Below are 20772 nucleotides of genomic sequence, written 5' to 3'. Positions count from 1 at the left end.
CCTTCGCCCCTTATATTGCAGATAGGGCGTTGCCGACGAGCGTAGCAGGATTTCCGTCGTGCGCAAAACCTGCACGCTCGGCAGCAGGGGTCTCTAGTAATGGCTGGCGAGCAAATGCAGCTTCCAGCGCCAAATCTGGGTTGTAGCTTACAAGACTGGGCGGGAATGAGCATTGTTCGCCAATTTCGGCTGCGAGGTGCTCCATTGAAATTCTGATTGCGGGTAGCGTTACAGCGCGCGTCGGTGGTAGAAGCACGCTATCCAAGGCGATGGCATGTATGAAATTCTCAGCACACTTTTTCACTGATTGCGCCCATATGGTGCCATCAGGCGAAACCGGACACTCAAAGGCCTCGCCCTTTTTTAGTGCGTGAAAGAGGTCAGACATGAACGCCGACTTCATTCCTGAAGGGCCCTTGGGTCTTGCCAGAATTCCTGGCAGCCGCACTGTTACGCCATCGATCGCGCTGCGGTTGGACATCATTGCAACGACATCTTCCATCATTGCCTTGTGACCGGCGTAGATCATTTTGGGTGAAAGCGGAGTTTGGTCGTCCACTTTGGCAGGCAGCGTGTCACCCAGCACTGCGATCGAGCTAGCATAAACGACGCGCACTCCAGGCTTTCTCCCTTCGGCTTCTAGCAGGAGGTCGTACATGGCATCGACATTTACGCGCCTAGATGCTGACGGGTCTGCTTCTGCTGCCCCCCCTGGAACAGTAGCAAGATGTATCAGCGCATCGAAATCGGCATCCAGGAAATCTGCCCTTGCCGCCGCGTCTGAAAGAGCCCCCTCCACCTTTATGACGCCTGGGAGCATACCGTCTGTGTTGATATCGAGGCCCGTCACCTGGTCTCCTCGCCGCAACAACTGCGAGCAGATCTCCCGGCCGACGAACCCTCCGGCGCCTGTTATAATTATCCTCATGCTATCTCCAATCTTGGGCCGGGAAATATCAGGGGACGGAAGCGCAGTCGCAACGATTGTGTCGATTGAAGCCTATTGACAGGACCAATTTGTCTGTCGGCCGCCATTCTGTAGATGAGACGCTATGACAGTGGATCGGATCGGGAGCATCACCAAGGCGCTTGTCGTCGGTGGAGGAATTGGCGGCATGGCCGCAGCCATCAGCCTTGCAGAAAGGGGAGTGGCGGTAGAGCTGATCGACATTGACCCTGAATGGCGGGTGTATGGTGCTGGCATCACTATCACCGGACCAACCCTAAGGGCCTACAAGCAGCTTGGTCTGCTTGAGGCTATCAAGGCTGAGGGTGCTATCACAAGCAAGATACGTTTGTTCGAGTATGATGGTACTCACCTGCTTGATCTTGACGAGCCAGCTATCGAAGAAGGCCTCCCGGCTACCGGCGGCATCATGCGGCCAGTCTTGCACCGCATCATGCAGATGCGAGTTCGCGAACTTGATATTGAAGTGCGTCTCGGTTTGAGCGTTACGGCTATCAAGACTTCAGAAGATTTTTCAGACGTCACCTTCACCGATGGACAAAGCAGAACATACGATCTTGTGATTGGTGCAGATAGCGTATTTTCCAGTGTCCGGGACCTTGTGTTTCCGCATATGGGGCCGGCACTTCCGACTGGACAGGGTTGTTGGCGTATTTCGATCCGCAAGCCTCCTGAACTCGAAACGGGCGAGTTTTTCCTCGGTCACGCAAGCCCGTGCGGCATAACGGTCTGCGCGCCAGAGAAGGTCTACATGTGGATGCTGACGCCACATATCGATCGGGATGAACATATGAGCGACGAGGAGCTCTTCGTCACCCTGAAGAGCCTGCTAGCCGACTTTGGAGGCAATGCCGGCTGGATCAGGGACAATATGACACCTGGCGACTGGATCAATTACCGTCCGCTTTCTGCTGCTCTGCAACCGAAAGATTGGTACCACGGGCGTGTCGTCTTGCTGGGCGATGCGGCGCACGCCACAACGCCTCACCTTGCATCAGGTGCTGGAATGGCTGTCGAGAGTGGAATTGTTTTGGCCGAGGAGCTTGCTCGGACAAACAATGTAACTTCAGCGCTGCGCGCATATCAGGAACGCCGATATGAACGGTGCAGGGACGTTATCGAAACCAGCGTTGCGGTCGGCAAGCTGCAATTGCAGCATGGTGATCCTAAGGTCCATGCTGAGCTTCTGGGAGCCGCGCTGCACCGTCTGAATGCTCCGTTCTGATGCAATGGGCGCATAATGGATCATCGCATATCGGATCGCCTTTGCCACTCTGTCACCGGTGTTCCAGTGCTCGGCAAGCCGGTGAGCAACCCCAAAAGGCAAGGATCGCCAAGATGTGAAGCGAACAATCAATGCCGCATTTCAGATTACGATTTGCGTGTGTTCCACCGAAGGCGGCGAGCCAAAGTACTTTCCGACGAGAGTCCTCCAGGTCTGAAACCCTTCCGAATTTCTGAAGTCGATCATGTGGGCGTCAACGCTTTCCCAACCGACAATCAGCAGATAGCGTCCGGGGTTCTCGATTGATTTCTGTAATGTGAACGAAATGAAACCTCTCGCCGCTTCGAAATGAGGCTGGGCTTTTCCAACTGCAGATTCAAACTCTGCTGCCTGTGCAGGATCGATAGTGATCGTCGCAATTTCGTGGATCATGTTGCATCCTCTTCGACAAATTCAATCAGATTGCCTGCACAGTCGCGAATAAAGCAACCTGTGCCGAACGGTTCGCGAACGACCATGGCAACATCGGCCCGCCTTTCGGTCATTTCCAACAGGAAGGCGTCGAGGTCTTCTACGCAGAATGCGATATGCTTGTTGCCATGCGTCGCAAGATCGCGAGCCGGATGGCTGCGGTCAGCTGGCAACGGATCAGCATTTTCAACTTCGAAGATTTCGAATCTCAGTGGCCCCTTACGAAGCATCGCTGTGCGTGATTTTGCAGCAGCAATCCGAAACTCTCGCTCCACTTTGAAACCAAGCACACGGTCGTACCACTCGATCGCCTCAGCAAGCGAGGGCACGGAGACGCCACCATGATGAAATCTGAAATCGGTCATGTCTGTCGCGACTATTGCATTTCGGCGAACGTCTGGGCGCACCAGTCTGCGATATAATCTCGCATTCCAGTCCCGTTGTCCGCGCCACAGTGCTCCACCTCGAAATCGGCCTTGGTGAACATGCGTAAGGTTCTTTTGGGGCTGTTGATGGCCTGATCATACGACATCTGGGCGTTGAATGCGGGAATTTGCCGGTCATTCTCACCATGCGTAATCAGGAACGGCACCCGGATCTTTTCCACCTGTCCATCGAGTGTGATCTGATCTGCATAAGCGAGAAATTCATCTCGGTCTGCAAATCCGAACACCCACATGACATGGTCCCAGTAATGCGGTACGGGATTTTCCCCCTCATTCGAAAGGCGCTCGCGCTGTCGCTTGCCCCACACGTGGTTCGCTCCCATGACGGCGCACAAGGCATAGCGTGGATCATTCGCGGCAATGCGAGGGGCGTGATAACCTCCAAAAGATAGGCCGAAGATTCCAACCTGGCCGTGGATCACGTCGTTGCGTGTCAAAAGATAATCGAAGGCCGGGCTACCCCAGCGTTCGGAATCGAAAACGGCCGGAAGGTTACGCTTTCGAATCGCCTCGCCAGTGCCTGGCTGGTCAAGGAACAACGTGTTGATGCCGCGTTCAAGATTGACTGCGCCATGGCCGGCCATGTCTACTTGTTCCTTCATGGAATCCAGGCCGTTGACTGCAACGAGTGTGGGGCGGGCAACCCCTGAGCCATCATGGACAAAAATTGCGTTGTAGGCGCTGTCTCCATAAGGGATCTCGACCTTGTCGACATGCAGGCCGCGTAGCTTGGCACCTTTGTAATAGAGCTCAAGGCCCCGGTCGTAGGCTTCCCAGCGGGGCGCATAGTCCCGGCTTTGCAAACGTTCGGCACCGAGGTAATATCCCGAAGCGCGCAAGTATTTAGCCCCGGCGGACAGGAGAAAGCCGTCCTCTTCATCCCGGGCCGCATTGCGCGCAACCTGGTGGGCAACGGCGATCCAGCTGTCGAACAACTGCGCAGAACCGGCATCTGCACCGGCCTTGGCGGCCTCGCGCACGGGACGGCAAACTTCATCCAATTCACCGTGGTTTCCGCCACAAATCAGCGCGAGATTAATACCAAGGTTCCAGACGTAATTTCCATGAAACGGTTCAAACATTTTTTTGGTCCTATTCAGCAGTCCAGCCGCCGTCGACAACGAGACTGGTTCCGGTCATCAAGGCAGCCGCATCGGATGCAAGAAACAATACTGCACCCATCAGGTCTTCGGGCGTGCCTATGCGACCAAGCTTGATCTTTGAGAGCACACTTGCCCGGAACTCGTGATCTTCGAACATTGGCTTTGTCATCGGTGTTTCGATAAAGGTAGGAGCGATCGTGTTTGATCGGATACCATGCGGAGCAAGATCAAGCGCGAAGCTCTTGCTCATGCCTTCCATTGCCCATTTGCTGGCACAATACAGGCTACGGTTTGGCCCACCAACATGGCCCATCTGGCTGCTCATATGGATTAGCGCCCCCTGCGTATTAGTTGCGATCATTCGTTTGGCACAAGCCTGTGCCACGAAGAATGCCGCTTTCAGGTTCAGGCCCAGCACAGCCTCGTAATCGGCTGGCGTGACATCCCACATGGGTTTTGGACGATTCGTCCCAGCATTGTTTACGAGAATGTGGAATGGATCTTGGGCTGCGAAAAAGGACTCGACGGCTTCAAGGTCCGACACGTCCAGCGTGGATGCCATCGCTCCCCCGCCGATGCTCGTTGCCACGTTTCGAACCTCTTCTGCGGATCGGGCAACAATGGTCACGATTGCGCCTGCCTGAGCCAGTGCAGCAGCCGCAGCTGCGCCTATGCCGCGACCCGCACCCGTCACAACTGCGCGCTTTCCATCCAGGCGAAAAGATGGTGTCTGAGGAACAGGGATGCTGGAAGTCATAGTGCTAGGCACCGACCAAGATGCTCTCTGCGCAGCTTGCGGAGTTGGACTGTCACCTGTGCATCTTCAGCCCGGTCAAACCCGTGAGGCGCGCCTGCAAAGACGTGAAGATTGGTGGAAACACCGTCTCTGATCAGGCGTTGAGCAAATTCAAGGTTTTCGTCAATGACCGGGTCAATAGCACCTGTTGCAAGGAAAACCGGGGGCAGGCCCCGCAAGCCGACGGCCCTTCCTGGCGATGCATAGGACGATACGTTGTCAGACGGCAAGTTGCCGAGATAGCTTGCCCAGGCGAATCTTATGTGCTCGGCACCCAGTCCGATAGACCCTGCAAAGGGATGGACTGGCCGGGAGGTGGTTCGATCGTCCAGCGGCGAATAGACCATTGACAGTCCAACAATGCCGTCGTCAATTTCTTCGTCCCTGCACCTAAGGGCTATGCCGGCGACAATGTTTGCTCCTGCACTTTCCCCAACCAGCATGATGCGTCTGTCATCAAAATCGTGCGCCTTTGCATGTAGACGGATCCATTGGAGCGCTGCCATTACATCGTCATGGGCCGCCGGATAGGGATGCTCCGGAGCGAGCCGATAATCGACGGATATCAAGACGCAGGGCAGATTATGGGCAATATCGACCAGCGTTGAGGTGCTGGTTTCTGGTGTGCCGAGAATCCAGCCACCGGGGTGGCAATGCAAAACTACTGGCGCGGGTCCAGTGATGGATCGCTGCCGGATGACGACAATACGCAATGCTGTTCCGTCTTCACGATCGAGATAATGCGCGGCGACATGCAAATCTTCGCGCGCAATTGGCGTGCCTGCCATTGCCTTGCGCAACATCGGCAGGGCTGCAAGTGTGAAGGCAGGGTTGGGCGCACCTTCGAACAGCGAGGATAGTTGAGGATCAAGCAGCGAGTTCGTTCTCATGCCCTTGTCAACTCACTGGGCTCCGCTTGACCGGCGTAAGGAACATTCCGCCCGCCAAAACGGCGAACGCGAATGTTGGCTTGCTCGCCATGACCGGCAAAGCCTTCCAGAGCACAAAGCCGGCTGCAGTATTCGCCGACGAGCGTCGATGCCTCATCAGTCAGAACCCGCTGATAAGTGCAGGTCTTGAGAAACTTGCCGACCCATAGCCCTCCGGTATAGCGCGCAGCCTTTTTCGTAGGCAAAGTGTGGTTGGTGCCGATAACCTTGTCGCCGAAAGAAACATTGGTACGAGCACCGAGGAACAGAGCGCCGTAGTTGGTCATGTTGTTCAAGAAGAAATCAGGATCTGCTGTCATCACCTGTACATGCTCGCTGGCGATATCATCAGCGATGCTGACCATTTCGGCATAATCATCAGCTACGATGACCTCGCCAAATGCTTCCCATGCCTTGCGGGCATAATCGGCGGTAGGAAGAATCTGGAGCAGGCGCTCAATCTCCGCAATGGTAGCAAGTGCGAACTTCTCGCTGTTGGTGAGCAAGACTCCCGGACTGTCCGGGCCGTGTTCAACCTGACCGAGAATATCTGTCGCGGCCATCTCGGGATCACATCCGATCTCGTCAGCAATGATGAGAGTTTCAGTTGGTCCGGCAAACAAATCAATCCCGACCCGGCCAAACAGCTGGCGCTTGGCCTCGGCCACAAAGGCGTTGCCGGGGCCAACGAGAATGTCGACGGGATCGATGCTCTCGGTTCCGATAGCCATTGCGCCGATCGCCTGAATGCCGCCGAGAGCATAGATGGCGTCAGCTCCTGCCATAGCCTGTGCAGCAACGATTGCACGAGCTGGCTTGCCTTGGAACGGAGGCGCACAGGTCACAACGCGCTGCACTCCTGCCACCTTGGCGGTGATGACACTCATATGGGCGCTGGCCAGAAGCGGATATTTGCCGCCGGGAACATAGCAGCCAGCAGCGTTGATCGGCACATGCCTGTGCCCCAGAACCACCCCAGGCATCGTTTCCACTTCGACATCGAGCATCGATCCCCGCTGGATCTGCGCAAAATTGCGAACCTGCGTCTGGGCAAATTCGATGTCCTTGCGTTCTTGGGGCGAAAGGCTTTCTACCGCCATGTCGATCTCGGACTGCGACAACCTGTAATCTTCCCGATCCCAGCCATCGAACTTTATGCTCATATCGCGGATCGCCGTGTCACCGCGCTGTTCGATGTCGAGCAATGCTGCTTCCACAATGTCACGCACTTTGCGATCCGATTGCGCTTTAACATCTGCGGTTTCGCCGCGCTTTAGCCATCGGGCCATCGAATTCTCCCGCAATGTGGACTGGTGTTGAAGGTTCCTTTGCATGAGGACTGGGATGCCGACCATCAGATAGTATCGATGCAAGCCTATCGACCAAATGCCTTTGTTCCGGCTCGGAGCGCGCCCTATCGGCAAAGCTTGAGCATCATCAGGAGAATTCAAAGATGCGTTTAGCCACTGTGCGTGATGGATCGAAAGATGGTCGACTGATCGTGGTTTCTCCCGATGGGCTGAGGTTTGCTCCGGCGCCCGTCAACACTCTTCAAGCAGCGTTAGAGCAATGGGTAGAGGTAGAGCCAGTGCTGCTGGCGTTGAAGGTTTTTCCCGAACAACTTGAATTACACAGCCTTGCATCTCCGCTGCCGCGCGCATGGCAATGGCTCGACGGATCAGCGTTCCAGAGCCATGGCGATCTGATGTGCCAAGTGCTGGGCATTGATCCCATCGAGACGACGATCCCGCTTATGTATCAGGGCGTCTCCGACAAGTTTTATGGCCCGCATGATGATGTGAAGTTTCCGGACGAGGCGCTGGGCATCGATTTCGAGGGCGAGTTTGGCGTCATTGTGGATGCTGTGCCTATGGGAACGACAGCCAAGGATGCCATGCAGCACATCAAACTCGTCGTGCAGATCAACGATTGGTCCCTGAGAGCGCTGGCCGGGCCCGAAATGAAGACAGGCTTCGGTTGGGTACAGGCCAAACCACCATGTGCCATGGCACCGTTTGCGGTTACGCCGGACGAGCTCGGCGAGAGTTGGCGAAATGGCCGGGTCTGTCTGGATCTCGCTGTAGAATGGAATGGAGCGCCGTTTGGAAGAGCCAATGGCGAACCAATGGGCCATGGCTTCCATGAACTGGTCGCCCACGCTGCACGGACGCGCGATCTGGTTGCCGGAACAGTCGTCGGCTCGGGAACGGTGTCCAATGAAAACTTTCGCGAGGTTGGGTCCTCCTGCATCGCTGAAAGGCGGGGTATTGAGGTCATTGATCTGGGAGAAGCGAAAACGAACTTCATGGCGTTTGGTGACAAGGTCCGGATGGAAGCCCTTGATGCCGACGGACGGGCGGTTTTTGGCGTAATAGACCAGCAGGTGGTTCGTGGCTGAGAGCTCAATTGGTTTGGATCCGGTAAAGCTCGTGATATTGCCGCGGACCCGTGCCGGCTTAACGAAAGCAGGACTTCGGCAGCACCTGGAGAAGGTGCATGGGCCGATGGTCGTAGCCGAACCGGATGTCTCCGGCAGGTTCTCGGGCTATGTGCATCACTATGTACAGGATGCTCCAAGCTCACTGGCCTTGGCTCCCCTGCAGGATCGCGATGCAGTAACTGTCATCCGGCTGCCATCGATGACTGACCTTGCCTCATCAAAGGCAAACGCCGCCTATCGTGAGAACATCGGTCCGGATGAGGACAATTTTCGGGAGATTATCGGATCGGTCGCTCTTCTAGCGGATGAAGTGGCGATTGTACCGGGCGCCGATGACGCTCCGTTAAAGCTGTTCGTTTTTCGAACCGCCACGTCGAAGCAATGTGCCGGATGGGACGAGAAAATTGGCCATCTACATGTCGAATTTGATTTGCATGGTGCCGCCATGAACATCTCAAGACCAATTGAAGGCACGTTTCCGTATTCACAGTTCGATGAAATCGGGTTGACTGCCACGTCCGATCTTTCTGGCTTGGCGGCATCCATTGTCCACCAGGCGCATGCGCATTTTGGTGCGGTAGACACGAAAATGCTCCTGACGGAACCCGTGCGGTTCGTCTGATTTTGGAGATTTTATGAAACTTTCAGATTCCGGATTGCCGTCTGTCCAGCGGATTGTCACTGGTCATGACGAAAAGGGGCGCGCCGTATTCAAGTCAGAGGATCTGACGCCCACAAGACTCATTCCGTCCGGTGACGCTTCATTTCTTCTGATCTGGACTACCGAAACTGTACCGGCCAATAACAACGACGAGACTGACGGGCGGGAGCGCGAAGCGGGGCTTACCTTGGAAGGGGGGTCGGTGATCCGGATCGTGGACATGCTCCCTGGAAAAGAGAGCCCAATGCATCGCACGAATTCGATCGATTATGGCATCGTGCTCGAGGGCGAGATTGAACTGGAACTCGACGATGGGGCAAAGAAAACCGTTCGTCGGGGCGGCGTCATTGTGCAACGCGGTACCAATCACCTTTGGCGTAACACAACCGAACAGGTTTGCCGCATCGCATTCATTCTGATCGAGGCGCCGGCATATGTGCATGATGGTCGTCCACTTTCGGAGCATAAGCCGGCAGCAACTGAAGACTATCGGTGACCTTGATGATGCATGGACTGTTTTCGCTGGCGGGCAGGTCGGCCATTATCACGGGCTCAACACGTGGTATTGGGCGTGCAATTGCAGAAGCAATGATTGCAGCAGGCGCCCGTGTCGTGGTTTCTAGCGAAGATCGCGCAGATACTGAGCGGACGTCACGCGAGCTAGCTGTCCCGGGTCTGCCATGTGATGTCAGTGATGATGCAAACCTGCTGCGGCTTGTCGATTTTGCACTATCGGAACACGGCCATCTCGATGTGTTGGTGTGCAATGCGGGTATTCCTGGAACGGCTGGTCCATTTTCGGGGATAGACATGACCGATTACGCACACGTCATGGCAATAAATCTGAGGAGCCAGGTCATGCTTTGCAACCTTACGCTCCCCCATATAACTGCAGCGGGAGGCGGCTCGGTGATCCTGATGTCCAGCCTTGCTGGGTTGCGCGGCAACGGTCATTTGAACAGTTATGCACTGGCAAAGGCTGGTGTAGCTCAACTCGCGAGAAACCTCGCTGTCGAGTGCGGACCCAGCGCAATTCGCGTCAATGCTATCTCCCCTGGGTTTATCGAAACAGACTTGTCGCGACCCCTGATGGCCAAAACCCAGTTCATGGAACGCCGCTTGGCCATGACGCCGCTTAGGCGGGCGGGGACAGTTACCGAAGTCGCCGGTGCTGCTGTTTTCCTCGCTTCTCCTGCGGCCGGTTTCATTACCGGTCACAATCTTGTTGTGGATGGTGGCACGCTGATCAGTGACGGGTCATGACCGGGCGGTAGCCATCGTTTTTGCGCACATTTTTCATGCTCGACCATTGGTGTGCATTTGGAAGTGCTTTACGATAAGCCATCAAAAATAGCCTGTCGGCACATTTTGGCGGGTGCGCCTTGCGTTGCCAGTCGCAGCTGAACGCAAAGATGGTGGTATCCATCCGGTGCAAGCCGCGGCATGACGCGGTGAGGCTCCTAATCGGTCGTCGAGGAATGCCTCCGGGCCTTCTTCGGCGAGTGCCTTGCGGAATGCAGGATCGGCGGCGCGGTCAGTTGGGAATGCACTGTCCCACACGATCGATGTGTTGTTTTCGTTCACGACTTCTAGCGACCAGCCCGGCTGAGTGGCGATGCGGACGATGTTGATAGTCAACCGGATGCCATTTTGCTCGATCGTTCGGGCAAGAGGTGACTCGATCCGTCCGGGTTCTGGGCCGCATTGCATGCGTGGATTCTATGAGAAACTCGATCCGTCCTTAACGGGAAAGCCGCCAGTTCCAGGGCAGGAGATCATCGAGCTTGGTGGCTGGGTGATCGTCGATGCGGGCGAGGACATCGGCGAGCCAAGCCTGCGGGTCGATATCGTTGAGCTTCGCGGTCTGGATGAGCGTGTAGATAACGGCAGCGCGTTGCCCACCGCGACTTGACCCGCAGAACAGTCAAGCCTTGCGGCCAAGCGGGATGCAGCGCAGCGCGCGCTCGGCGGCATTATTGGTGAGGCAGATGCGGCCGTCGTCGAGGAAGCGGGCGAACACGTCCCCACGCTTGAGCATGTAGAGACAGGCCTTGGTCAAATCATGGCCACGTGACAGCTTGGCGACCTGAGCTGTGAGCCAGGTGCGGAGCTCTGCCATCAGCGGCGCGCTGAGGTCCTGGCGGACTGCGAGCCGCTCTGCTGGTGTCTTGCCATTGATGGTGCGCTCGATGTCGAACAGCGCATCAAGCTGCCGCACGGCCTCAAGCGCAATCGGATAGATTATGCTGCTGCGCTGGCCCCAGCTCTTGTGGCGCGTAGCACCCTCGACATTGGCGAGATCGGGGAACTTGCGACGGGCATTGGCAAAGCGTAAGCGCTGTTTTCTGCCCACCTTGCATCCTTGGTTGATTGAGGCAGACCATGGGTTGGATGGAAGGCAACCCTACGAGCGCACTAGACACCCGCATTGGAGTGGCTCGGGAGCCTATTGGTCGTCCCGATGTTCTGCGCGACATGGCTGGCCGACTGCTTATTTGGACGCTGGAGCAGAAGCTGGCAATTGTCGCTGAGCTGGAGCGTTGCGACAACATCGCCGCGTTTGCGCGGCAGCACGACATTCGGACAGCATTGCTTTACACTTGGCGGCGAGAGCTCTGCTACGCAGTGGCAGCCGGCCAAGTTACCGATAATGACGGCGATCATGCACCGATGTTCGTGCCGGTCGTAGCCGACAGTCCCAAGGCCAAGTCGAACGATGTAGCGATTGAGGTCGAGCTTGGCGGTGCCTTGGTACGGATCGAACGAGCAGCGAGCCCCGGACTGGCTGCAGCGGTGATTCAGGTTCTTCAGGTGCAACGTTGATCGGTCCTGGTCTTGGCGCGCGGGTGATGGTGGCAACGCGACCCGTGGATTTGCGCAAAGGTCCCGACGCGCCAGCCGCATTCGTCAGCGCTGAGTATGGCGGCGGTCCCTATTCCGGGGTGATCTATGTCTTCCGTGCAAAGCGTGATGACCGGATCAAGCTGGTCTGGTGGGACGGCACCGGCCTGTGCCTGATGGCCAAAAGGTTGGAGTCCGGAGGCTTCAAGTGGACTGGTATCCAAGACGGTGTGATGTGCGTTACGGTGGCCCAACTCAGCGCATTGGTCAGCGCCAAGAGTAAGCTGGCTGAAGCGATACGCTACGCGCTCAGCCGCTGGGACGGGCTGACCGTCTTCCTTGATGATGGCCGGGTCGAGCTCGACACCAACATCATCGAGCGATCGATCAGACCCTTGGCCCTCAGCCGCAAGAACGCCCTGTTCGCCGGTTCCGACGAAGGCGGCGACAACTGGGCGGTTATCGCCACGCCGATCGAGAACTGCAAGATCGCCGGCATCAACACGCAAACCTGGCTCACCGAAACACTCACCAAGCTCGCCAATGATCATCCCGCAAACTGCGTCGGCGAGCTGATGCCTTGGGTCGACGTGGGCTGAGCACAGCGCTTACTTTCAATACCACGAATGGCGCGATTAAATATGAAATCTCCTGAGCATGACTTTTCAAACAAAACCTTGCTTCGTTTCTAGCTAGACGACGTGATCGAAGTGAGCATGTAGCGGAGCATGCCACCAGATAGTATACCTCAATCCATCAGATCGTAATCGTAGTATCGGCTAGTCTAGGCTAGAAATGTCTTGTGGCATTGGTCGACAAGATGCTGGATATTTGGGCGATCAGATCAACCGACGTACTCATTTACATTTCGGTCTCATGCGTCTTACTCAATGGTGTTTCTATGTCTTTCATACCCCAACCGCCATCCTCAGCACTTGTGACTGAACCAATCAGCATGCGAGTTCCAGACGCTTGCCGGTTCACCGGCATCAGCCGTAGCACCCTATACCTTCTCATTTCCCGTGGCGAGATTGAGATTGTCAAGGTGGGAGCGGCCACTCTCGTGCTGACTGAAAGTCTTAGAGAATTGATTGAACGGCATCGCGCTAGGGGGGGCAAACCCGGCTCCGACACCTACCCACCCCATAAGCCAATTTAGCCATCGCGAGGTCGACTGAATGATGTGGGGAAGGGGATATAGGCGGTTGCCCTAATTCTTTATATTTCGCGATGACTGCAACGAGAGCCGCTTTCGGGGCCTTTCGTTTGCACCCAATACGGATAGCCCAGTGCAACGGACCAAGAGTTTGGAACATCGACGCGCTGGCGACGTTTAAGTTCAAATTGGGGAAAGCCGGAGAGTAAACTTGCTCGAGGCGCCACGTGGGGAGAGCCGAGGGTGGGCGCCAAGACGATACTTTTGGTCGAAGACGAATTTATCATCCGATTCACACTAGCCGATTTTCTGCGAGATATTGGTTATCACGTCTTGGAGGCGGGTGACGGCCGTGAAGGGCTCGATATTCTCAATTCAGGCCAGAGCATCGATCTGATGGTAACTGATGTTCATATGCCCGGTGGGGTTGATGGCATCGAGCTTGCGGAACACTCAAAAATGCTGGTGCCAGGGCGACCTGTCGTCGTTTGTTCGGCCCATATGTCCATCTCCGAATGCTATCCAGCAGACGAATTTCATTCTAAGCCTTATATTTTGCCGGCACTTGCGGCGCTGATCGAAAGGCTGATCGGGGATCCATGGCAGAAGAACTCGCAGACCCACCTTGCCTGATTGTCGCAGATCCTGACGTTCTGATTCGGAACGGGTTGGCCGAATATCTTCGACATTGCGGCTACAAGGTGTTCGAAGCTGCGACCTCCGACGAGGTCATCATAGCGCTCGAAGAAGGTGCAACAAGCTTTCAAGCAATGCTGGTCGACGCCGAGCTGTCAGGCGAACTCAATGCATTCGAATTGCGGATGTGGGTCAAGGAGCACTACCCAGACGTCGACATCATTTTGGCTGGGAACGTCGATAGGGCCGCGAAGGCTGCAGGCCACTTGTGTGATGATGGCCCGCATCTCCAAAGACCTTATGATCCTGAAAGCGTGGTGGCGCACATAAAGCGTTTATTGGCTGCCACACGGCGCTAAGTTTGCCGCGGCATCGCGCAGGTTGAATGCGAGAATCTTAGCGCGGACACCTTTGCAATCCACTCTGTATCGGCACTACCGCGCGTCAATCGAGGCCAAAGGTGGTATCGATGATGCGCGCGGCAAGCTGACCGCCCGATTCATCGGTTTTGTGTAAGGCGACAGCCGAGATAGGGGCCGCCAATCGGTAGATCATCTCACCCGACTGAAAGGTCCGCTCCGCGGTACCATTAAGCATCCTGGGCACAATCCGCATCAAAAGCTTGGAGCCGAAGCCCTCCGTTGAGCTTGAAGCCTCAAGCGCAGTCAAGTCGATCCCACTTTCCCGCCACTCGAATTCGAATTTTTCGCTGTCGGCGGTCCACCGGACTTCGACCTCTGCAGAATTTGATGCGCCCAAACCGTACTTTTGGGTATTTGTCGTGAGCTCATACAAGGCGAGGCTGAGCTGTTGAGCAGCCACCGGGTCAATCGTCAGTGCGGGGCCGCGCGAGGTAATCCTGCCTCCATAAGTTTCGTGGAGTACTGCTAGCCCCGAAGCTACGACCTGTACGATTTCTGCCGACGAACTATCGCTTTTGGCGATTGCACGTGTTGTATCTGCCAGTGTTTGAACCCGCCCCAGGAATGATGCAAGAAACTGGTCCGTATAGCGCGATCCTCGCGCTGATTGCGTCGCAAGAGAATGGACCACAGTCAGAAGATTGCCGCTGCGATGGACCGCCTCCCGCGCCTGGACAGCGAGCGCCGCGGTCGCCTTTTCCAGTTCCGCGGTCCGTTCCCGTACTTGTTGATCCAGCGACGCCAATGTCTCCCGGTGTGCGGCTATCTCTGCATTTAGGCTCTCGTTCGCTGCTGCCAGGGCTGCCGGTGAGGGCAGACGAACTATGTCCGGAATCATTCTGAACAGTGCGAACGCCGTCGTCATCGATACAACGCCCGTGGCAAGTTTTATCCAACCAACCCAAGGATAGATTGGATACCAGAGTGTTACTATTCCCATCAGGTGGGTAAGGCCGCAGAGCAGGATGAATGACGCGAACAGGGCCACCACGCCCGCGTGAGGCACTTCAGTACGGCGACGCAAAATAGTCAGCAGTGCAATCGGGATGGCCGTATAGGCTAGGAAAATCAGCAAGTCTGAGCCCGCCCACAATGTGACGAGCCAAGGCTCCCAAAGTAGACACATGCCGTGCGGCATGTAGTCCCCATACGTGAGGGCGTGGTCCATCGTGTTTGCCTCCCCGAAGCTCTATCTTTGATCCCACCTGCAATCAGCTGACTACACCAACTCGAACTATAAGGATAATACCATCCGCGCGCTCACGCCTTTAGGCGATGGATGGCACTCAGATCGACAGCTCACACTGACTAGCCCATCATGGACCAGCTCGAGTTAGCTCGTCGGGATGCCAGAAATGCCAAGGCTGCAGCGGCCATTTGCGCACCCACGCGACCGCCCAATCTGCGTGGTCCGTTTACAGCCGGTATGTCGCTTCAATCTGATGTAGACTCAGCGGTCGTTAAGCAGATCACGGGCGATGACGCGTTCACGGTTGGCAGGCGGAAGCTATAGAAAGTCATCGACAACAAAAGAGTATTCTGGCATAGATAAAGCTCGGTTTTGACGTACGATTGTTCACTAAGGGAATTGTGCGTGGGACTACATGGTTGACTGGCTTAATTAAAAAATATTATCAAATACATAGACTTAACTTCATAAAACCACCCTCTCCGCCAGGGCGACTACCTGAAACCTCGGTGAAGCCGACATTTATGTGGTTGACCCTTCTGTCATGCAACTCCCTGAGCATCCAATGCTCATGATTGTCATGCTCTTTGAGATACCCAACCTGGTCAGATAGCGTTGCCATCCTGCGATCCTGTCAGGGCGTCGATTTGTTTTCGCGTGATCCGGTATCCGGCCCGGCCTCATCCTTCCCCCATATGCCCAGCCGCTGTGTTCAACAGCCATTGTCGATCAGGTCGGCCATTACCACGGCTATTGATGCACCAGGCAGGCGTGCGGGGAGATGCTTGGTCGCGGCATCATGGGCGCTGTGCTGCGGATGCCATCGAGACTGCCCGGGATGAGCACGACATGGCGGCGCTTCGGCGGATTTTCGAGCACTTTGGCTCAGGCCCGGAGGTGTTACCTGGCCATTCTTCTGCTGCACAATGCGTTTGCGACAGGCTGCACATGAGTGATTGGCATTCTGTGCCATCCGTCTACTAACGTTGCACAATGCTCCGCATCACCGAACTCACCCTGCCGCTCCATCATCCGGACGAAGCGCTGCCCGCCGCCATCTGCAAGCGGCTGCGGATCGGCCCACGCGATCTGATTCGCCACGTCGTTGCGCGCCGCGGGCATGATGCGCGCGACAAGGCCAACATCCAGCTGGTCTATTCCGTCGATGTGAACGTGAAGGACGAGACCGCGGTGCTCGCGCGCTTTCGCAAGGATCGCAACGTCCAGCGCACCCCGGACCCTCGTTATCATCTGGTCGCCAAGGCACCTGCAAGCGGCACTTCGAAGCGGCCCGTGGTCATCGGCGCAGGGCCATGCGGCCTTTTCGCCGGGCTGATACTGGCCCAGATGGGATTTCGACCCATCATCCTCGACCGGGGCAAGGTCGTTCGTGAGCGGACCAATGACACCTGGGGCCTTTGGCGACGCGGGGTCCTCAATCCGGAATCGAACGCCCAATTCGGGGAGGGGGGTGCGGGCACATTCTCCGATGGCAAGCTTTACAGCCGGATCAAGGATCCGTGCAATCGCGACCGCAAGGTTCTGACCGAATTCGTCAAGGCCGGGGCACCGGCCGAGATCCTGACCGAGGCGCATCCGCATATCGGGACGTTCCGGCTGGTGACGATGGTCGAGAGCATGCGCAGGACCATCGAGGAGCTCGGCGGCGAATATCGCTTCTCAAGCCGCGTCGATGGAATAGACATTGCCATCGACTCCAGGGGCGATCGCCGGGTTCGCGGCGTCCACCTGAGCACCGGTGCGTATCTGGAGGCCGATCATGTCGTGCTGGCGATCGGCCACAGTGCGCGCGACACGTTTGCGATGCTGCATGCCGCCGGGGTCCATGTCGAGGCCAAACCGTTTTCAATCGGGGTCAGGATAGAGCACCCGCAATCGTGGATCGACAGATCGCGCTTCGGCGTCGATGCAGGCAACCCCATTCTCGGTGCAGCCGAATATCACATTTCGCACCACTGCAGTAATAACCGGACGGTCTACAGCTTCTGCATGTGCCCCGGCGGCACCGTGGTCGCTGCGACGTCCGAAGAAGGCCGCGTAGCCACCAACGGCATGAGCCAGTATTCACGCAACGAGCGCAACGCGAACTCCGGCTTGGTGGTCGCGATCGATCCCGCGCGCGACTTCCCGGGCGATCCGCTCGCAGGGATAGAGCTGCAACGCCACTGGGAGTCGCTGGCCTATGTCGCGGGTGGATCGAGCTACAAGGCCCCGGCCCAAAGGCTGGAGGACTTTCTGGCGGGTCGCCCCTCTCAAACGCTTGGGTCGGTCATTCCATCCTACAAACCCGGCGTGCACATGACGGATCTAGCGCAATGCCTGCCCGACTATGCCGTCGTCGCGATGCGCGAGGCGCTTCCCGTATTCGGTCGGCAGATTCCGGGTTATGATCACCCCGACGTTCTGATGACTGGCGTCGAGACCCGCACGTCATCCCCGATCCGCTTTACCCGGGGTGACAATTTTCAAAGCCTGAACACCTTGGGGCTTTTTCCAGCAGGCGAAGGTGCGGGCTATGCCGGGGGGATCCTTTCGGCCGCTGTCGATGGGATCAAGATTGCCGAGGCGGTGGCAATGAGCCTGCGAGACGCCTGAAAGCATCCAGGTCGCGTCGGCACGCACTGTCCTGAAAGTGTGGCCTTGGACGCCTCTAACCGGGATTATTTTCTCAGTGCGTGCAGCTTGCGCCCGGTGACCGCAGTCTGGACGATGAACAGGACCATCATCCCTGCGCCCATGGCAGTGATGAACAGATCAAATGGGGAAAGGCCCGTGCCCATCACCGTTGTCGGCCGTGTGGTGAACATCGCCAGGCTCATAGCGATCAGGATGAGCCGCAATTCGGTGGGTCCGGCAGCCAGATAGGACAATCGAAATTCGCCTGTGACACGGGCCGCCAGAAATGTGTGGATCGATAACAGCAGATAGCTGCCCAGCGCGAACATCGCGACATCCATGCGAATGAAAGCAGTCAGGCCCAGGCCCACGACGATGATCAGGTTGGACAAGGCATCCATGCTGTGATCGATGAAGTAGCCGTAATTTGGCCGCTCGATCTTGCGGTAGCGTGCCAGGCTGCCATCCAGCGAATCGCCAAACCAGTTGATGAAGAATCCGGCAATCGCCAGCCAAAGCCATTCGATCCGGTACAGGCTGAGACCATAGCCTGCAAAGATGGTCAATGCGCCGCAAAATCCCATCAGCGTCAGACTATCGGGAGACACCCATGCAGGCAGGCGCGCGCACAGCCAGTTGAGCAGCCTGCGTTCAGCAGCCGCGAGCAGATTGCCTTGTATCCGGCTTACGGCGCTCATGGCCGCTGCCGTGTAGAAGCTGGCGGATTAGATGAGTAAAGGGTTACGGTCATTCAAAAGTCCTTGGTAAGTTCGTGCCTCCCGCCGCGCACCAAGAGGGGGCTATAGGACAATTGGCGAAAAGATCGAGGCTGACGTAAAAAATCTGTCACAATGCTGGCTTGCAGTTGCCGGCTGCGAGGGCCTGATCGTGGCGCCAAAGCGGTCGGACATTGTCCGACAGACCCGGACGGGTGATCACCCACGAAAACCTCCTCGAGCATGTCTGGGGACCGGCGCATCGGCAGGATCTGGATTATCTGCGTGTCGCCGTGCGCGCACTCCGCAAGAAGGTGGAGGCCGATCCTGCCAGCTGCAGGCTGATCATCAACAAGCCTGGCGTCGGCTATCGCATCGCAATCGAAGCAAGAGCGCGCGCGCTTCGTTCTTCCCCGATCCTGTCCACCTGATCCCGCTGCTGCTGGCAGCTCCTGTCAAGAAAGTGGGTAATCTGCGGACCTAGCGAGGATTGATCACCGGATCGCTACGCAGCCTGCTGGCGGCAAAATCGATGAAGGCGCGAACTTTCGCCGAGGCGCGTCTGCCCTCGAGGTGGACCAGATGCACGGGCAGAGGGGCGCGTTCGAAGCTTTCCAGCACCAGCCTTATGCGGCCTGCGGCAATCGACGGGCCGACCTGATAGGATAGCAGCCGGCTGATTCCCCAACCACTCTCGACTGCCTGGACCACCGCGGCGTTGGAATTGCACACCAGCGCCGGGTTGATGCGCACCGCAAGGCTGTCATCCTTGCCGAAGCGCCATTCCTGAATGCCGAGAGAGCTTGTCGCGACGATCAGACGGTGAGCGGCAAGGTCACCGGGATGCTGGGGGACGGCGTGGCGCTTGAGATAGTCGGGCGACGCACAGATCACCGACCGCACCGAACCGACACGGATGGCGGCCATGCTCGAATCGCCAAGATGGCTGATGCGCAGCGCGACATCCATGCCCTCTTCCAGCAGGTTGGTCACCCTGTCCAGCAGCAGAAGCCGTCCGGTCACATCGGGATGCTGGTCAAGGAAGTCGAGCAGGATCGGCGCGATGTACAATCGGCCGAACATCACCGGGGCAGTGATGGTGAGCAACCCCCGCGGAGAGGCATGCAGCCCCTGCGCTGCAGCCTCGGCATCGTCCAGTTCCTGTAGAAGCCGCTCGACATCGACCAGATAGCGATGCCCCGCCTCGGTCAGCGAGACACTGCGGGTGGTGCGGCTGAACAGCCTTGTCCCGATGCGGTCTTCCAACGCCGCGATCGCCCGGGTCACCGCAGGTGGGCTCATTCCCAGCTGCCGCGCGGCCGCCGCGAAGCCGCCACTGCGCGCGACGGCGGCGAACACCTGCATGGCATGCAATCGATCCACTGCCGGTGCTTAGCATTGTTTCGTCAGATGGAATAGTCTCTTTCATTCGCCGGTCATTCTTCCAAGCGCGCGATAAGCGTATCTCTTGGGCATCCGGTTCGACCGGCCCCCAACCGAAGGAATGCCAGATGAAACTCTATACCCACCCGCTCTCCGGCCATGCGCACCGCGCCAGCCTGTTCCTTTCGCTGATCGGTGCAGACGTCGAAGAGATCGTGGTCGATCTCGCTGCAGGCGAGCACAAGAAGCCCGAATTTCTCCAGCTCAACCGCTTCGGGCAGCTGCCGGTGCTGATTGACGGCGACACCGTGATCGCGGATTCCAATGCGATCCTCGTGTATGCCGCGCGCAAGTTCGGCCGCACCGACTGGCTGCCCGATACCGCTGAGGGCGCGGCCGCTGTTCAGCGCTGGCTGTCGGTCGCCGCCGGACAGATCGCCTTCGGCCCGGCCGCAGCCCGCCTGATCACCGTGTTCGGGGCGAAGTTCAACGCTGAGGAAGTCATTGCGCGCGCCCATGCAGTGCTGGGCCAGATCGATGCCGAACTCAAGGGGCGCAACTGGATCATCGGCGCCGCTCAGCCGACGATCGCCGATATCGCGCTGTACAGCTACATCGCCAACGCGCCCGAGGGCAATGTCGATCTCGCTGGCTATCCGCAGGTCCTCGCCTGGTTGCGCCGGATCGAGGCGCTCGAAGGGTTTGCGCCCTTCCAGCGCACCGTCGCAGGGCTGCGCATCGCCGCCTGATCGTC

At 57.3% G+C, this 20772-nt stretch carries 23 protein-coding genes and 3 pseudogenes; 14 read left to right on the top strand and 12 right to left on the bottom strand.

Going from position 1 to position 20772, the window contains the following annotated elements; translation table 11 throughout:
• Positions 1 to 10: 10 nt before the first annotated feature.
• Positions 11 to 928, bottom strand: coding sequence for an NAD-dependent epimerase/dehydratase family protein (locus B5J99_RS00950; protein WP_117351166.1), 918 nt, complete (start codon positions 926 to 928; stop codon positions 11 to 13).
• A 187-nt stretch (positions 929 to 1115) separates the two neighbouring features.
• Between B5J99_RS00950 and B5J99_RS00945 the strand changes: the two genes are divergently transcribed.
• The gene (locus B5J99_RS00945; protein ID WP_245991701.1) at positions 1116 to 2192 is read left to right on the top strand and encodes an FAD-dependent monooxygenase; all 1077 of its coding nucleotides are present in this window, start codon (positions 1116 to 1118) and stop codon (positions 2190 to 2192) included.
• Between the two features lie 141 nt (positions 2193 to 2333).
• On the opposite strand, the gene B5J99_RS00940 is transcribed toward B5J99_RS00945, so the two are convergent.
• From B5J99_RS00940 to hisD, 6 genes are read right to left on the bottom strand one after another with little or no spacing between them, the layout of a single operon-like run.
• A complete protein-coding gene (locus B5J99_RS00940; RefSeq protein WP_117351164.1) occupies positions 2334 to 2624 on the bottom strand; it encodes an antibiotic biosynthesis monooxygenase family protein in 291 nt (96 codons plus the stop codon).
• Positions 2621 to 3028, bottom strand: a complete 408-nt coding sequence (locus B5J99_RS00935; protein ID WP_117351163.1) for a VOC family protein — start codon at positions 3026 to 3028, stop codon at positions 2621 to 2623. Before B5J99_RS00935 ends, B5J99_RS00940 begins: the two co-directional genes overlap by 4 nt.
• An 11-nt stretch (positions 3029 to 3039) precedes the next feature.
• Positions 3040 to 4191: an alpha/beta hydrolase family protein gene (locus B5J99_RS00930; RefSeq protein WP_117351162.1), complete on the bottom strand. Its 1152-nt coding sequence runs from the start codon at positions 4189 to 4191 to the stop codon at positions 3040 to 3042.
• A 10-nt stretch (positions 4192 to 4201) separates the two neighbouring features.
• The gene (locus B5J99_RS00925; RefSeq protein WP_117351161.1) at positions 4202 to 4969 is read right to left on the bottom strand and encodes an SDR family NAD(P)-dependent oxidoreductase; all 768 of its coding nucleotides are present in this window, start codon (positions 4967 to 4969) and stop codon (positions 4202 to 4204) included.
• Positions 4966 to 5898: an alpha/beta hydrolase gene (locus B5J99_RS00920; RefSeq protein WP_117351160.1), complete on the bottom strand. Its 933-nt coding sequence runs from the start codon at positions 5896 to 5898 to the stop codon at positions 4966 to 4968. The genes B5J99_RS00925 and B5J99_RS00920 overlap by 4 nt, the downstream gene beginning before the upstream one ends.
• Entirely contained in the window at positions 5895 to 7226 is a 1332-nt protein-coding gene (hisD, locus tag B5J99_RS00915) for a histidinol dehydrogenase (protein WP_117351159.1), read from the bottom strand. The genes B5J99_RS00920 and hisD overlap by 4 nt, the downstream gene beginning before the upstream one ends.
• Positions 7227 to 7390: 164 nt before the next feature.
• On the opposite strand from hisD, the gene B5J99_RS00910 reads away from it, so the two are divergent.
• From B5J99_RS00910 to B5J99_RS00895, 4 genes are read left to right on the top strand one after another with little or no spacing between them, the layout of a single operon-like run.
• Entirely contained in the window at positions 7391 to 8335 is a 945-nt protein-coding gene (locus B5J99_RS00910; protein ID WP_117351158.1) for a fumarylacetoacetate hydrolase family protein, read from the top strand.
• A complete protein-coding gene (locus tag B5J99_RS00905) occupies positions 8328 to 8999 on the top strand; it encodes an EthD domain-containing protein (protein WP_117351157.1) in 672 nt (223 codons plus the stop codon). Before B5J99_RS00910 ends, B5J99_RS00905 begins: the two co-directional genes overlap by 8 nt.
• A 13-nt stretch (positions 9000 to 9012) precedes the next feature.
• Complete coding sequence (locus B5J99_RS00900) at positions 9013 to 9534, top strand: cupin domain-containing protein (RefSeq protein ID WP_117351156.1); 522 nt, start codon at positions 9013 to 9015, stop codon at positions 9532 to 9534.
• A gap of 5 nt (positions 9535 to 9539) precedes the next feature.
• Positions 9540 to 10301, top strand: coding sequence for an SDR family NAD(P)-dependent oxidoreductase (locus B5J99_RS00895; protein WP_162892677.1), 762 nt, complete (start codon positions 9540 to 9542; stop codon positions 10299 to 10301).
• An 81-nt stretch (positions 10302 to 10382) separates the two neighbouring features.
• Here B5J99_RS00895 and B5J99_RS19745 read toward each other — a convergent pair whose 3' ends face one another.
• Positions 10383 to 10676 carry a hypothetical protein gene (locus tag B5J99_RS19745; RefSeq protein ID WP_245991700.1) on the bottom strand — a complete coding sequence of 98 codons (294 nt, stop codon included), beginning with the start codon at positions 10674 to 10676 and terminating at the stop codon, positions 10383 to 10385.
• A gap of 103 nt (positions 10677 to 10779) precedes the next feature.
• A pseudogene (locus B5J99_RS00885) lies at positions 10780 to 11367 on the bottom strand (IS66 family transposase); the annotation flags it as partial.
• A gap of 53 nt (positions 11368 to 11420) precedes the next feature.
• On the opposite strand from B5J99_RS00885, the gene B5J99_RS00880 reads away from it, so the two are divergent.
• The 6 genes and pseudogenes from B5J99_RS00880 to B5J99_RS00860 all read left to right on the top strand — a co-directional run bounded on the left by B5J99_RS00880 (position 11421) and on the right by B5J99_RS00860 (position 14030).
• Positions 11421 to 11861 (top strand): transposase, encoded by a 441-nt coding sequence (locus B5J99_RS00880; RefSeq protein ID WP_245991699.1) that lies wholly within the window; start codon positions 11421 to 11423, stop codon positions 11859 to 11861.
• A 26-nt stretch (positions 11862 to 11887) separates the two neighbouring features.
• A pseudogene (gene tnpB, locus B5J99_RS19740) lies at positions 11888 to 12091 on the top strand (IS66 family insertion sequence element accessory protein TnpB); the annotation flags it as partial.
• 48 nt (positions 12092 to 12139) lie between these two features.
• A pseudogene (locus tag B5J99_RS19735) lies at positions 12140 to 12478 on the top strand (IS66 family transposase); the annotation flags it as partial.
• Positions 12479 to 12699: 221 nt separating this feature from the next.
• Complete coding sequence (locus B5J99_RS00870) at positions 12700 to 13038, top strand: helix-turn-helix domain-containing protein (protein WP_342768919.1); 339 nt, start codon at positions 12700 to 12702, stop codon at positions 13036 to 13038.
• A 261-nt stretch (positions 13039 to 13299) separates the two neighbouring features.
• Positions 13300 to 13668, top strand: coding sequence for a response regulator (locus tag B5J99_RS00865; protein ID WP_162892395.1), 369 nt, complete (start codon positions 13300 to 13302; stop codon positions 13666 to 13668).
• Positions 13635 to 14030: a DNA-binding transcriptional response regulator gene (locus B5J99_RS00860; RefSeq protein ID WP_117351153.1), complete on the top strand. Its 396-nt coding sequence runs from the start codon at positions 13635 to 13637 to the stop codon at positions 14028 to 14030. Before B5J99_RS00865 ends, B5J99_RS00860 begins: the two co-directional genes overlap by 34 nt.
• 85 nt (positions 14031 to 14115) lie before the next feature.
• On the opposite strand, the gene B5J99_RS00855 is transcribed toward B5J99_RS00860, so the two are convergent.
• Positions 14116 to 15261, bottom strand: a complete 1146-nt coding sequence (locus B5J99_RS00855) for a sensor histidine kinase (protein WP_117351152.1) — start codon at positions 15259 to 15261, stop codon at positions 14116 to 14118.
• A gap of 1014 nt (positions 15262 to 16275) precedes the next feature.
• Between B5J99_RS00855 and B5J99_RS00850 the strand changes: the two genes are divergently transcribed.
• The gene (locus B5J99_RS00850) at positions 16276 to 17898 is read left to right on the top strand and encodes an NAD(P)/FAD-dependent oxidoreductase (RefSeq protein WP_117351151.1); all 1623 of its coding nucleotides are present in this window, start codon (positions 16276 to 16278) and stop codon (positions 17896 to 17898) included.
• A gap of 65 nt (positions 17899 to 17963) precedes the next feature.
• Here the strand turns inward: B5J99_RS00850 and B5J99_RS00845 are convergent, their stop codons facing one another.
• Positions 17964 to 18617, bottom strand: a complete 654-nt coding sequence (locus tag B5J99_RS00845) for a CDP-alcohol phosphatidyltransferase family protein (RefSeq protein ID WP_117351150.1) — start codon at positions 18615 to 18617, stop codon at positions 17964 to 17966.
• A 212-nt stretch (positions 18618 to 18829) separates the two neighbouring features.
• On the opposite strand from B5J99_RS00845, the gene B5J99_RS00840 reads away from it, so the two are divergent.
• Entirely contained in the window at positions 18830 to 19066 is a 237-nt protein-coding gene (locus B5J99_RS00840) for a winged helix-turn-helix domain-containing protein (RefSeq protein WP_082382173.1), read from the top strand.
• Positions 19067 to 19115: 49 nt separating this feature from the next.
• On the opposite strand, the gene B5J99_RS00835 is transcribed toward B5J99_RS00840, so the two are convergent.
• The gene (locus B5J99_RS00835) at positions 19116 to 20018 is read right to left on the bottom strand and encodes a LysR family transcriptional regulator (protein WP_069050603.1); all 903 of its coding nucleotides are present in this window, start codon (positions 20016 to 20018) and stop codon (positions 19116 to 19118) included.
• A 128-nt stretch (positions 20019 to 20146) separates the two neighbouring features.
• Here B5J99_RS00835 and B5J99_RS00830 point away from each other — a divergent pair, with 128 nt between their 5' ends.
• Entirely contained in the window at positions 20147 to 20767 is a 621-nt protein-coding gene (locus B5J99_RS00830) for a glutathione S-transferase family protein (protein ID WP_069050602.1), read from the top strand.
• Positions 20768 to 20772: the final 5 nt, after the last annotated feature.

It is taken from the genome of Blastomonas fulva, assembly GCF_003431825.1.
GTDB lineage: Bacteria > Pseudomonadota > Alphaproteobacteria > Sphingomonadales > Sphingomonadaceae > Blastomonas > Blastomonas fulva.
This window is presented reverse-complemented; position numbering and strand designations above follow the sequence as displayed.